The organism is Azospirillum ramasamyi (assembly GCF_003233655.1).
In the GTDB taxonomy this organism is placed as follows: Bacteria; Pseudomonadota; Alphaproteobacteria; order Azospirillales; family Azospirillaceae; genus Azospirillum; species Azospirillum ramasamyi.
The window spans coordinates 176321-189370 of record NZ_CP029831.1 but is presented as its reverse complement, the minus strand read 5'-3'; the positions used below and the strand labels follow the sequence as shown (position 1 = coordinate 189370).

General features: G+C 67.2%; 8 protein-coding genes. 5 read left to right on the top strand and 3 right to left on the bottom strand.

The window, feature by feature from the left end:
• Positions 1-7: 7 nt before the first annotated feature.
• Positions 8-499: a MarR family winged helix-turn-helix transcriptional regulator gene (locus DM194_RS17510; RefSeq protein WP_111068862.1), complete on the bottom strand. Its 492-nt coding sequence runs from the start codon at positions 497-499 to the stop codon at positions 8-10.
• A gap of 269 nt (positions 500-768) precedes the next feature.
• On the opposite strand from DM194_RS17510, the gene DM194_RS17505 reads away from it, so the two are divergent.
• The 4 genes from DM194_RS17505 (at position 769) to DM194_RS17490 (ending at position 8528) form a co-directional block, all read left to right on the top strand.
• Entirely contained in the window at positions 769-1455 is a 687-nt protein-coding gene (locus DM194_RS17505) for an HAD family hydrolase (RefSeq protein WP_111068861.1), read from the top strand.
• A 575-nt stretch (positions 1456-2030) separates the two neighbouring features.
• Complete coding sequence (nifJ, locus tag DM194_RS17500; RefSeq protein WP_111069208.1) at positions 2031-5564, top strand: pyruvate:ferredoxin (flavodoxin) oxidoreductase; 3534 nt, start codon at positions 2031-2033, stop codon at positions 5562-5564.
• A gap of 236 nt (positions 5565-5800) precedes the next feature.
• On the top strand, positions 5801-6865 hold the full coding sequence (locus DM194_RS17495) for a LacI family DNA-binding transcriptional regulator (RefSeq protein ID WP_111068860.1): 1065 nt from the start codon (positions 5801-5803) through the stop codon (positions 6863-6865).
• A 139-nt stretch (positions 6866-7004) separates the two neighbouring features.
• Positions 7005-8528, top strand: a complete 1524-nt coding sequence (locus tag DM194_RS17490; protein ID WP_111068859.1) for an FAD-binding oxidoreductase — start codon at positions 7005-7007, stop codon at positions 8526-8528.
• Positions 8529-8577: 49 nt separating this feature from the next.
• Here DM194_RS17490 and pflA read toward each other — a convergent pair whose 3' ends face one another.
• Both pflA and pflB read right to left on the bottom strand, forming a co-directional pair.
• Entirely contained in the window at positions 8578-9339 is a 762-nt protein-coding gene (gene pflA / locus DM194_RS17485) for a pyruvate formate-lyase-activating protein (RefSeq protein ID WP_111068858.1), read from the bottom strand.
• Positions 9340-9496: 157 nt separating this feature from the next.
• Positions 9497-11782: a formate C-acetyltransferase gene (gene pflB / locus DM194_RS17480; RefSeq protein ID WP_111068857.1), complete on the bottom strand. Its 2286-nt coding sequence runs from the start codon at positions 11780-11782 to the stop codon at positions 9497-9499.
• Between the two features lie 381 nt (positions 11783-12163).
• On the opposite strand from pflB, the gene DM194_RS17475 reads away from it, so the two are divergent.
• The gene (locus tag DM194_RS17475; RefSeq protein WP_111068856.1) at positions 12164-13042 is read left to right on the top strand and encodes a MurR/RpiR family transcriptional regulator; all 879 of its coding nucleotides are present in this window, start codon (positions 12164-12166) and stop codon (positions 13040-13042) included.
• Positions 13043-13050: the final 8 nt, after the last annotated feature.

Sequence of the window (13050 nt, the reverse complement as noted above, 5' to 3'; positions counted from 1 at the left end):
CGCCGGTTCAGGCGACCGGCGGCTCTTCCGCCTTGTCTCCCGTCTTGTCCTCCGCCTCCGGCCCGGCCTGCATGTGGGTGATGATCCGCTTCATCAGGCGGGCCAGCATCGCCCGTTCGTCCTCCGCCAGCCCGGCGACGGGCGGACCCAGCGACTGGCGCAACGGGTCGCGGACCAGCAATGCCCGGCCCTCGTCGGTCAGGTCGAACAGCCAGCCGCGCTTGAATCCCGGATGGGGCCGGCGGGCGAGCAGGCCCTTGTCCACCAGGGTGGCGACGGTGCGCGAGACCGGGGCGAGGTGGATTCGCTGGAACCGGGCCAGCGCCGTCAGGGTGCGTGCCGGTTCCGGCGAGTCGTGGAAATAGCGCAACGCCACCCACTGCGCCGGGAAAAGCCCGTCGGCGAAGCCGATGCCGTAGACAAGCCTGCTGACATGATCCAGCAAGGTGATCAGATCATCATCGGCAGACCAGCCGTCGCCCTGCGGCGTTTCGAACACGCGCGTCTCCCACTCCCGAAACCACATTGAACCGACCGGCCGCAAGCTTTGTCGGCGACTGTATCGGAGTCAATACACCAGCGGAAGCGGAGGTGCTCGCGCAGGCGTAGTAAAAGTATTTTAAAAGTTCTTGCGGATTATCGGTGCGGGAAACTCATCGCGATCCGCTGCAAAGATTTGGCGAAACGTGGGGTCGGCTCCCACGTCTGTTCCTGGCCGGCATGCCGGCATCGGCGATCTTGCCCAGTCAAGCGATGGACCAGAGGGACATGACCAGCTTTCCCCACACGACCAACGCCTTCCTGTTCGACCTGGACGGTACGCTGACCGACACCGTGTATCAGCATGTGCTGGCCTGGAAGGAGGCGCTCGACGAGGAGGGGATTGCGTTGTCGGTGTGGCGCATCCACCGCAAGATCGGCATGAGCGGCGGGCTGTTCACCAACATGTTGCTGCGGGAAACCGGCCTTGCCGTCGACCCGGACCTTCTCGACCGGCTGCGCCGCCGCCATGCGGAGGCCTACAGGCGGCTGTCCACCGGGGTCGTGCCGCTGCCCGGCGCGCGGGATCTGCTGGAGGCGCTGACCGGTATGGGCATTCCCTGGGCGATCGCCACCAGCGGACGGATGGAAACCGCAAGGCCGGCGCTGGAAAAGCTGGGCGTCGATCCCGGCCGCGCCCCGGTGGTGACCCGTGGCGAGGTCCAATATGCCAAGCCCGACCCCGACCTGTTCCTGGCCGCCGCCGCCCGGATCGGCGTCGACATCGCGAGCGCTTTCGTGGTTGGCGACAGCATCTGGGACATGATCGCGGCCCAGCGTGCGCGTGCGCTCGGCATCGGCCTGCTGTCGGGCGGTTATGGCCGGGAGGAGTTGGAGCGCTCCGGCGCCCTGCGCGTCTACGAGGATCCCGCCGACATGCTGAAGCATCTGGACGAGGTCGGCGGGCGCCGCTGAACGGCCGGTGGCTTGCCGTGTGCCCTCCGGCCCCGATCCGGCACAAAAAAAAGAGCCGTCGGAAATCCGGCGGCTCTGAAGTCCGAGAGGAACGTCCAACAAGTTGTGCCGCGATCTGACCACGGCGCATCCAGCGGTACGAAGACTAATATACTAATATCTTATCATTTTGGCAAGCATCTTCGGCCGCCCGTCAGCCTTTTTGTCCGATCGCCTCTCGGCCTCGGCGAAAATGGCGCCGGCCCATGTTGTGAGGCGACAGGGCGACACATATCTTGCAAAGGTGATATATCAGGTCGCTATGCAGCGCAGTGCGGCGGCGGGAGTGGAATCCGCGACGAAATGACACGCGTCATTGCGTCGGTCCATCGGGAAGCGGACTCTTTCCCCGGCCGACCGCCGTTTCCTGCCGCGTTCTCCGCCGGGTTCCGCCATTGCCGGACCTGCCCAGCGGAGGCGCAGCAAGGAGACGGCCGCCGCCACGCAAGAGGACTTTTTCCGGCATGACCAACACACCGACACCGACCGCCTCCACCCAGGCCGCTCAGCGTTCCGCCGCAACTTCCGTCCGCATCATGGACGGCAACGAGGCGGCGGCATCGGTGGCCTACCGCGCCAGCGACGTGATCGCGATCTATCCGATCACGCCGTCCTCGCCGATGGGGGAGTTCGCCGACGAATGGTCGGCGGCGCGTCGTCCCAACCTGTGGGGAAGCGTCCCCGAGGTGGTGGAGATGCAGTCGGAGGGTGGTGCGGCCGGCGCCGTTCACGGCGCTTTGCAGGCCGGCGCGCTGGCGACGACCTTCACCGCGTCGCAGGGCCTGCTGCTGATGATCCCCAACATGTACAAGATCGCCGGGGAACTGACGCCCTTCTGCATGCATGTGGCGGCCCGCACGCTGGCGACGCATGCGCTGTCGATCTTCGGCGATCATTCCGACGTGATGGCCTGCCGCCAGACCGGCTTCGCCATGCTGGCCTCCGCCAATGTGCAGGAGGCGCACGACATGGCTCTGGTCGCCCATGCCGCCACCTTGCGGGCGCGGGTGCCCTTCCTGCATTTCTTCGACGGCTTCCGCACCTCGCACGAATTCAACTGCGTCGAGATACTGTCGGACGAGGATCTGCGCGCGCTGGTCGACGACGCCTGCGTCGATGCCCACCGCCGCCGCGGCCTGACCCCGGACCATCCCGTCATACGCGGCACGGCGCAGAACCCGGACGTCTTCTTCCAGGCGCGCGAGGCCGCCAACCCCTATTACGATGCCTGCCCGGCCATCGTGCAGGAGATGATGGACCGGCTGGCCGCGCGCACCGGCCGCGCCTATCGGCTGTTCGACTATGCCGGCCATCCGCAGGCGGAGCGCGTGGTGGTGGTCATGGGGTCCGGTGCCGAGACCTGCGCCGGCGCGGTCCGTCGGCTCGCGGCGGAGGGGGAGCGGGTCGGCTGCCTGACCGTCCGCCTGTTCCGCCCCTTCGCCGTCGCCGGCTTCGTTTCGGCCCTGCCGCCGACCGTCCGGCGCATCGCCGTTCTCGACCGCACCAAGGAGCCGGGCGCCGTCGCCGACCCGCTCTATCTCGACGTGGTCGCGGCGCTGGCGGAGGCCCGTGCGGAAAACCCGGCGCTTGGCGAACCTGTGGTGATCGCCGGCCGCTACGGCCTGTCGTCGAAGGAGTTCACTCCGGCAATGGCGAAGGCGGTGTTCGACGAACTGAAGCGCGAACGCCCGAAGCGCCGCTTCACCATCGGCATCACCGATGACGTCACCCACCATTCGATCCCCTGGGATCCGGCCTGGGGCATGGAGGAGCCGGGCGTGTCCCGCGCGGTCTTCTTCGGGCTTGGCGCCGACGGCACGGTGGGCGCCAACAAGAATTCGATCAAGATCATCCAGGCCCGCGCCGCCAGATCCGGAACCGGCGGCCACGCCCAGGCCTATTTCGTCTATGACAGCCGGAAATCCGGCTCCACCACGGTGTCGCACCTGCGCTTCGCCAGCGAACCGATCCATGCGCCCTATCTGATCGGTGAGGCCGAATTCGTCGCCTGTCACCATCTGCCGCTGATGGAGCGGGTGGAGGTGGTGGAGATGGCCGCCCCCGGCGCCACGGTCCTGTTGAACGCCCCCGGCACGCCGCAACAGGTGTGGGACGCCCTGCCGGCCGAGGTACAGCGCATCTGCATCGACCGCCGGCTGTCGCTCCATGCCATCGACGCCGGCGCGGTCGCGCGCGAGGTCGGGCTCGGCCGCCGCGTCAACACCATCATGCAGACCTGTTTCTTCGCGCTATCGGGCGTGATGCCGGTCGAGGACGCCATCGCCGACATCAAGGCGGCCGTCGTCAAGACCTACTCCCGCCGCGGCGAGGAGGTGGTGAGGCGCAACATCGCCGCCGTCGATCAGGCGCTTGCCCATCTGCGCGCCGTGCCGGTGCCCGATCGCGTCACCGCCGACCATGACCGGCCGGCCCCGGTGCCGGAAACGGCTCCCGATTTCGTCAAGCGCGTCACCGCCATGATGATCGCCGGCCATGGCGACCGGCTGCCGGTGTCCGCCTTTCCGGTGGACGGCACCTGGCCGACAGGCACCTCCAAATACGAACGCCGCGGCATCGCGGCGGAGGCGCCGGGCTGGAACGCCGGCCTCTGCATCGAATGCAACAAATGCGTGCTGGTCTGCCCGCATGCGGCGATCCGCGCCACGGTGGTTCCGGAGTCTGCCCTGGCCGGCGCGCCGGCCGGCTTCGAGACCATCCCCTACAAGGGCCGCGAGTTCCCCGGCGGGCGCTATCGCCTGCAGGTGTCGCCGGCCGACTGTACCGGCTGCACGCTCTGCGTCGCCGTCTGCCCGGCCCAGGAGAAGGGCGGCTCCGGCCGCAAGGCGCTGGAGATGCGGCCGGTCCAGGCGCTGGCCGGGCAGCAGGAGGCCTTCGACTTCTTCCGCAGCCTGCCGGCCATCCCGCGCGAATCCGTTCCGGCCACGGTCAAGCACACCCAACTGCTGGAGCCGCTGTTCGAGTTCTCCGGCGCCTGTGCCGGCTGCGGCGAGACGCCCTACATCAAGATGCTGACCCAGCTGTTCGGCGACCGCATGGTGATGGCGAATGCCACCGGCTGCTCGTCGATCTTCGGGGGCAACCTGCCGACCACCCCCTACACCACCGACGCCAGCGGCCACGGCCCGGCCTGGGCCAACTCGCTGTTCGAGGACAATGCGGAGTTCGGCCTGGGCATGCGCGTCGCCATCGACCAGATGGCCGAACAGGCTCGCGACACGCTGGCGCTTCTGTCCGCCCGGCTGGAACCCGGTCTGGTGACGGAGCTGCTGGAGGCCGAGCAATCCGATTCGGCCGGCATCGCCGCCCAGCGCGGCCGCGTCGCCACCCTGATGGGGCAGCTTGCCGGGGTGAAGGATCCGCTGGCCCGCCGGCTGGAGCAGCTGGCCGATTATCTGGTGCGCAAATCGGTGTGGATCGTCGGCGGCGACGGCTGGGCCTACGACATCGGCTATGGCGGGCTCGACCATGCGCTGGCGTCCGGGCGCGACGTGAACATCCTGGTGATGGACACGGAGGTCTATTCCAACACCGGCGGCCAGCAGTCCAAGGCGACGCCGATCGGCGCTTCCGCCAAGTTCGCAGCCGCCGGCCGGTCCGCCGCCAAGAAGGATTTGGGGCTGATGGCGATGGCCTACGACCATGTCTATGTCGCCCGCACCGCCTTCGGCGCCCGCGACAGCCATACGCTGAACGCCCTGATGGAGGCGGAATCCTATCGCGGCCCGTCGCTGGTCCTCGCCTACAGCCATTGCGTCGCCCATGGCTTCGATCTGTCGCACGGGCTGGAGCACCAGAAGCAGGCGGTGGACAGCGGCCACTGGTCGCTCTACCGCCGCGACCCGCGCCGCCTTGCCGCCGGCAAGTCCGCCCTGCAGTTGGACAGCGGCGCCCCCTCCGCCGGGCTTGCGGCGTTCATGGCCGGCGAGTCGCGCTTCAGCGCGGTGGAGCGCAGCAACCCCGAGCGCTACCAAGCCCTGCTGGACGAGGCCGAGGCGGAGATCCGCCGCAAGCGCCAGATGTTCGAGCACATGGCGGGGTTCAAGGAGTAGGGGGTAGCTCCGGGTCGGGTGATCGCAGGTCGGGGCGCGTCCGTTCGGTTGCGTCCCGCAAGGCACGGCTTCGGCGACACCGACCTTGACCCTTCGAATCGCCGAGTTGGAGCTTGACGCGGCGGTGCTTCGCCATCGCCTGTTGCATGTCTCCCCGGCTCTGCAGGAAGATTGCGACCTTTGGGCGAGCCCAGGATGATCGGGCGGCGATTGACTATACGCGAGGAAGACCGGCGATGCAGACGACCGAACCGAGGAAGCGGACACGCCGCGGCACCCAACGGGTGACCATGACCGACGTGGCGAACGCCGCCGACGTGTCGCCCAGCACCGTGTCGCTCTACCTCCGCCGTCCCGAGGCGGTGTCCCGGCACCTTGCCGAGCGGGTCGCCCGCGTCATCGACGAGATGGGCTATGTGCCCAATCTGGTGGCCGGCAGCCTTGCCGCGGCGCGCAGCCGCACCGTCGGCGTCATCCTGCCGAGTATCCTGAACTCCTTCTTCGCCGAGACCTACAACACGCTGCAGGGCATGTTCCAGGCGGCGCATTACCAGACCCTGCTGGGCGTCAGCGAGTTCAGCCCGGAGGAGGAGGAAAGCCTGATCCGCGCCTTCCTCGCCTGGTCGCCGGCGGCGATGGTGGTCACCGGCTTCCACCACACCGAGCGCACCCGCGCCATGCTGGCCTCCTGCGGGGTGCCGGTGGTGGAGATGTGGGATATGCCCTTCCATCCCGGCGAAGCGGTCGGCATCAGCGTCGGCTTCTCGCATTTCGAGGTCGGCCGCATGCAGACCAGCCACCTCTACGACCAGGGCAGCCGCAAGGTCGCCTATATCGGCGCCGCCGCCCATCAGGACCTGCGCGTGCGCAGCCGCACCGACGGTTATGAGGCGGAAGTGTTGCGCCGCGGCCTGCACGAGCCCATCGACTTCACCGTTCCCGACGCCGCAACGACGGAGGTCGGGCGCTGGCTGATCGACGAGATCCTGACGCGCCATCCCGACATCGACGGCGTGGTCTGCTCCAACGACGCGCTGGCGCTGGGTGTCCTGTTCGAGGTGACCCGCCGCGACCTGCGGGTGCCGGAGGATCTGGCGGTGGTGGGATTCGGGGATCTGCCCTTCAGCAACTCCTGCCCGCCGCCGCTGACGACCGTCCGCCCGCCCCAGCGCGAGATCGGCCGCCTCAGCGCGACGCAGATTCTCGCGGCGCTGGATGGAGTCCGCACCACGCCCCGGCACCACAACCTCGATTGCGAACTGGTGATCCGCGGCAGCACCCGGCCGGTGGGGAAGGGGTAGGAGGCGGGGGACAGCCCTTCCTTCAAAGGTTTGGAGCGCCATTCCCATATCCGCACGCGCGTGTGGTTGACGCTTACTATTATCATTAGGATAATAAGTAAGTTCAAACACAACCCATAACGCAGGGTGGATTACGCTCATGGCGCTCGGACTGCACTCATCCCGCCGTAATTTCCTTGTCGGTGCCGGCGGTTTCGCCGGGGCCGCCGCCGCGGCGCGGCTGATGCCGGGGGCCGCCTTCGCGGCGGAAGCGGGTGGGGCGTACTGCCCGCCGCCCTCGGCCTGGTCCGATCTGGCGAAGGCGGTGAAGGGCGGGGTGCTGCGGCCGGAGGATCCGTTCTTCGCCGATGTCTGCCGCCCCAACAACCTGCGCTATGGCGCCACACTGCCGGCCGGCATCGCCCGCTGCGCGAGCCCTGCGGATGTCCAGGCCTGCATCCAATGGGTGAAGCAGCAGGCCATGCCCTTCGCCGTGCGCTCCGGCGGCCACAGCTATGCCGGGTTTTCCACCACGCCCGGCCTGCTGATCGACATGACCAGGATGACGGGGGCGAAACCGCTGCCGGGCAAGGACGGGCTGGTCGAGGTCCAGGGCGGCACGCTCAACTCCGCCGTCTACAAGCAGATGGAACGGCTGGGCCGGACCATCACCCACGGGCGCTGCGATACCGTCGGCGCCGCCGGCTTCCTGCTGGGCGGCGGCATCGGTTTCAACATGCGCAAATACGGCATGGCCTCCGACCTGCTGCACGCGACCGAACTGGTGACCGCCGACGGCAGCCATGTCAAGGTCGATGCCGGCACCGACTCCGCCCTCTACTGGGCCTGCCGAGGCGGCGGCGGCGGCAATTTCGGCATCAACACCTCCTTCACCCTGGAAACCCGCCCGGCGGAGGCGGTGACGGTGTTCAACCTGACCTGGTCCAAGGATCTGCCGAAGGTTCTGAAGCTTCTTCTGACCGAACTGGCGACCGCGCCCGACGATTTCGGCAGCAAGATCAACGTCACCATCCCCAGCCGGCAGGAGCAGTGCGACAAGGCGCCGGTCCGCGTCTCCATCCTTGGCCAGCTTCACAAGTCGAAGGTGACGCTGAAGGAGATCTTCAAATCCACCTGGGAGTGGATCGACTGGTCCAAGTCGGAGCTGTTGGAGGATGTGCCCTATTGGGCGGCGCAGGATTTCCTGGTCGAGACGACCTTCCCCTATTACTACCAGGAAAAGTCCAGCTACATGAAGGCGGCGGACATCGGCGACGAGGCCATCGCCGCGATGTTCGACTGGGCGGCGAAGATGCCCGCCACGTCGATGCCGGTGGCCTTCAAGTTCTTCCAGGTCGGCGGCGCCATCAACCGGGTCGGGCCGGCCGAGACCGCCTATGTCCACCGCGGCTATGACTGGCTGTTCACGGTCGAGGCCAACTGGTGGCGGCCGACGGATTCGGCCCTGCTGATCGAGCAGGCGCTGGAGTGGCAGCAGCGCTTCTACGACGACGTCAACCGCCGCACCAAGGCGACCGGCGCCTTCCAGAACTTCCCCGACCCGGCGCTGGCCGATTGGCAGCGGGCCTATTACGGCGAGAATCTCGCCAAGCTGGCCGAGGTGAAGAAGGCGGTCGATCCGACCATGCTCTTCACCTTCGCGCAGGCGATCCGCCCGGCCTGATTGCCCGGCCCGATTGCCTCGTTGGGCCGTCGAATGGGGGCCTGCGGGATCAGTCCGCCCGCAGCCCCCGCGCCTGGAACTGCCCGCGCACCCGCTCCACCAGCTCGCGCGAGGGCGGCTCGGTGTCGCTGAGGGTGTAGCGGCGGCCCAGCGCCTTCCATTTGTGTTCGCCCATCTTGTGGAAGGGCAGCACGTCGACCCGGTCGACGACGCCGAGCCCGGCCACGAAATCGGCCAGCCCGTCGATCTCGGCCGCGTCGTCGGTCAGGTTGGGGACCAGCACATAACGCAGCCAGATGCGCTTGTTCAGCTCGGCCAGCCTTTCGGCGAATTCCAGTGTCGGGCGCAGCGCAACGCCGGTCAGATGGCGGTAGGACTTTTCCGAAAAGGCCTTGATGTCGAGCAGGACGAGGTCGACGTCCTCCAGCAGATGGTCGTCGGCATGCTTGCCGAGGAAGCCGGACGTGTCGAGTGCGGTGTGCAGACCGAGCTCCTTCGCCCCGCGCAGGATGGCGGCGGTGAATTCCGGCTGGACCAGCGGCTCGCCACCGCTCAACGTCAGCCCGCCATGGGCCCGCTTCAGGAAGTCCGCGTAGAGCGCGATGTCCTCCAGCACGTCGGCGGAGGTCGTCCGCGTTCCGTCATGCATGTGCTGGGTGTCGGGGTTGTGGCAGTAGAGGCAGCGCAGCGGACAGCCGGACATGAACAGCACATAGCGAATCCCCGGCCCATCCACGGTGCCGCCGGTTTCGACCGAATGGATCCAGCCGGAAACGGAGTTGGGGCGGGTTTGGGAAAGTACCTGCGTCATGGACCTTGCTCTCTCGAAAAGCGGCTTTGCCGGAAGCCCTCGGCGCCCGTCCGGCCCCCTCCCGCCGAGGGCGGGAGAGGGCCGGGAAGGGGCCTGGAACCTTAACTGGCAACGACGCCGGGAAAACCAACCCGGCGCCGCCGCTTTCCGCACGTCCTCAGTGCTTGTCGTGGAACGTGCGGCTGATGACGTCGAGCTGCTGCTCGCGCGTCAGCTTGATGAAGTTCACCGCATAGCCGGAAACCCGGATGGTCAGCTGCGGATACAGCTCCGGATGATCCATGGCATGCAGCAGCGTGTCGCGGTCGAAGACGTTGACGTTGATGTGGTGGCCGCCCTGGGCGGCATAGCCGTCCAGCATGCCGACCAGATTGTCCACGCGCTCGTCTTCCGTCCGGCCCAGGGCGCCCGGGACGATGGTGAAGGTGTAGCTGATGCCGTCCTGCGCATGGGCGTAGGGCAGCTTGGCGACACTGGCCATCGACGCGACCGCACCCTTCTTGTCCCGCCCGTGCATCGGGTTCGCACCCGGCGCGAAGGGCTGGCCGGCCTTGCGGCCGTCCGGCGTATTGCCGGTCTTCTTGCCGTAGACCACGTTGGAGGTGATCGTCAGCACCGACTGGGTCGCGACGGCGTTCCGGTAGGGCTTCTGCTTGCGCAGGGCCTTCATGAAGCGCTCGACCGTCCAGACCGCGATGTCGTCCACCCGGGCGTCGTTGTTGCCGAAGGCCGGATAGTCGCCCTCGATCTCGAAATCGGTGGCGAGGCCCTTCTCGTCGCGGATGACCTTGACCTTGGCGTGCTTGATCGCCGACAGGCTGTCCGCCACCACGCTGAGGCCGGCGATGCCGCAGGCCATCGTGCGCAGGATGTCGCGGTCGTGCAGGGCCATCTCCAGCCGCTCGTACATGTACTTGTCGTGCATGTAGTGGATGGAGTTCAGCGCGTTCATGTAGACCTTGGCCAGCCACTCCATCATCGGCTCGAAGCGGGCCATGACCTCGTCATAGTCCAGCACGTCGCCGGTGATCGGGGCGAAGGCCGGGCCGACCTGCTCGCCGGAAACCTCGTCCTTGCCGCCGTTGATGGCGTACATCAGCGTCTTGGCCAGGTTGGCGCGGGCGCCGAAGAACTGCATCTGCTTGCCGATGCGCATGGCGGACACGCAGCAGGCGATGCCGTAGTCGTCGCCCCAATAGCCGCGCATCAGGTCGTCGTTCTCGTACTGGACCGAGCAGGTCTTGATCGAGGTGTCGGCGCAGAAGCGCTTGAAGCCCTCCGGCAGCCTCTCCGACCACAGCACCGTCAGGTTCGGCTCCGGCGCCGGGCCCAGGTTGTGCAGGGTCTGCAGCATGCGGAAGTTGGTCTTGGTGACCAGCGTCCGGCCGTCCAGCCCCATGCCGCCCAGGCATTCCGTGACCCAGGTCGGGTCGCCCGAGAACAGCTGGTCGTATTCCGGCGTGCGCAGGAAGCGGACCATGCGCAGCTTCATGACGAAGTGGTCGATCATCTCCTGGGCTTCGGCCTCGGTGATGACGCCGTCACGCAGGTCGCGGTCGATGTAGATGTCGAGGAAGCTGGACACGCGGCCCAGCGACATGGCCGCGCCGTTGGCCTCCTTGACCGCCGCCAGATAGGCCAGATAGGTCCACTGCACCGCTTCGCGGGCGTTGGAGGCCGGGCGGCTGACGTCGAAGCCGTAGGAGGCGGCCATCTGGACCAGTTCCTTCAGCGCGCGGATCTGCTCGGAGATCTCCTCGCGCAGGCGCAGGACGTCCTCGTCGATGCGGCTGACCTCCAGCGAGGCCTGCTGCTCCTTCTTGTCCTTGATCAGGAAATCGGCGCCGTACAGGGCCAGCCGGCGGTAATCGCCGATGATGCGGCCGCGGCCGTAGGCGTCGGGCAGGCCGGTGATGACGCCGGACTTGCGGCAGCGCAGCATCTCGGGCGTGTACACGTCGAACACGCCGTCATTGTGCGTCTTGCGCAGGCTCGGGAACACCTCCTCCAGCTTCGGTGACGGGGTGAAGCCGTAGGCCTCCAGGCCGTTCTTGACCATGCGCCAGCCGCCGAACGGCATGATCGCGCGCTTCAGCGGCTTGTCGGTCTGCAGGCCGACGATGACCTCCAGATCGCGGTCGATGTAGCCGGGGGCGTGTGAGGTGATCGAGGCGAAGGTTTCGGTGTCGGCATCCAGCACGCCGCCCTTGGCGGCGCGTTCCTGCTTCAGCAGGTCGGTGACCTTGGCGAACAGCGCGGTGGTGCGGGCGGTGGGGCCGGCGACGAAGCCCGCGTCCCCTTCATAGGGGCGCAGGTTGCGCTGGATGAAATCGCGGACGTCGACCGAGCGGCGCCAGACGCCTGGGGCAAAGCCGCGCCAGGGGTTGGCGGCGGACTTCTGCTCCGTGGCCTCGGCAAGTCCGTCCATCAGCAGGGTGTCCATGATGACTCCTCAGAGATTAAACCGTCGGCGCGGATCGAATCCCGTGTCGGCGGTCTCGTGGTGCCCGCAAACCGGCGGGGCGACAGGAAACATAGGCGCGAAGGGCGCCGAAATCGTTGATACACGTCATATTTTTCAGGCGGGGCGGCCGCGGTCGATGCCGCGTTTCGCCCCACTCTGTAGTTTTACTACATACTCTCGCACGACCCCCTCGACAAGAGGGGAGGCCGGACATTTTGTCGCAGTGTGCGGTGCAAAATACTGGCAATTCATGGGAAGCATGCCTCGCCGCCGGGTTGGAATCGGTCGTTCGCAGCGCTATGTATGTAGCTTTACTACATATGCTAGACTGACGCCCATTCTCAATGGAGTTTCCCCCACATGCTGGCGAGAATCGCCGCCGTCCGCGACCAGATCCGCCCATCTGAGCGCAAGTTGGCGGACTACGCAATTGCACATCCGGGTGATGTCATCAACCTATCGATGGCGGAGCTCGCCGAACGCGCCGGAGTAAGCGAACCGACGGTGGCGCGTTTCTGCTCGGCCCTCGGTTGCCGCGGATTCCGTGAGTTCAAGATCAAACTGGCGCAGGACATCGCCGGCGGCATGCCCTTCCTGCACCAGGAACTGTCGGTCGGCGGGGAGTTGGATGGCGACGGCGGCGTGCCCGGGGCGGTGCTGGCCGGCAAGCTGTTCGACCGGACCATCGCCACGCTGATGCAGGTGCGCAACAACCTGCCCACGGATGCGGTGGACCGCGCCGCCGACATTCTCGCGGCCTCGCGCCGGATCGAGTTCTACGGTTCCGGCAATTCGGGCTCGGTGGCGGAGGACATCCAGCGCAAGTTCTTCCGCCTGGGCATTCCCACCGTCGCCTACAGCGATTCCCACCTCTATTTCGCGTCGGCCCTCACGCTGACGAAGGGCGATGCGGTGGTGGCGGTGTCCAGCACCGGCCGGACCCGCGACATTCTGGATGCCGTCCAGAACGCCCGCAAGGCCGGCGCCGCCGTCATCGCCCTGACCCGCTCCGGCACGCCGTTGGCGGAGATGGCGACGGTCAGCCTGGTGGCCGACATCGCCGACGATTTCGACATCCACTCTCCCATGACCGTCCGCATCGCGCATCTGGTGCTGGGCGACATCCTGTCCATCGCCGTGGCCCTGCGGATGGGCGACACCCTGCAGGAGCGCCTCAAGCGGCATGACCGCGCCGTGGATGCCCATGTGTCGGAGCGGCAGGCGGCCGAGGATAGTTAAGACAGGTC

Bases quoted from the DNA above. Each gene is read 5' to 3' on its own strand.
- nifJ (WP_111069208.1), top strand. From the start codon at position 2,031: ATGGACGGCAACGAGGCGGCGGCATCGGTGGCCTACCGCGCCAGCGAC.
- DM194_RS17475 (WP_111068856.1), top strand. From the start codon at position 12,164: ATGCTGGCGAGAATCGCCGCCGTCCGCGACCAGATCCGCCCATCTGAG.
- pflB (WP_111068857.1), bottom strand. From the start codon at position 11,782: ATGGACACCCTGCTGATGGACGGACTTGCCGAGGCCACGGAGCAGAAG.
- DM194_RS17490 (WP_111068859.1), top strand. From the start codon at position 7,005: ATGGCGCTCGGACTGCACTCATCCCGCCGTAATTTCCTTGTCGGTGCC.
- pflA (WP_111068858.1), bottom strand. From the start codon at position 9,339: ATGACGCAGGTACTTTCCCAAACCCGCCCCAACTCCGTTTCCGGCTGG.
- DM194_RS17505 (WP_111068861.1), top strand. From the start codon at position 769: ATGACCAGCTTTCCCCACACGACCAACGCCTTCCTGTTCGACCTGGAC.
- DM194_RS17495 (WP_111068860.1), top strand. From the start codon at position 5,801: ATGCAGACGACCGAACCGAGGAAGCGGACACGCCGCGGCACCCAACGG.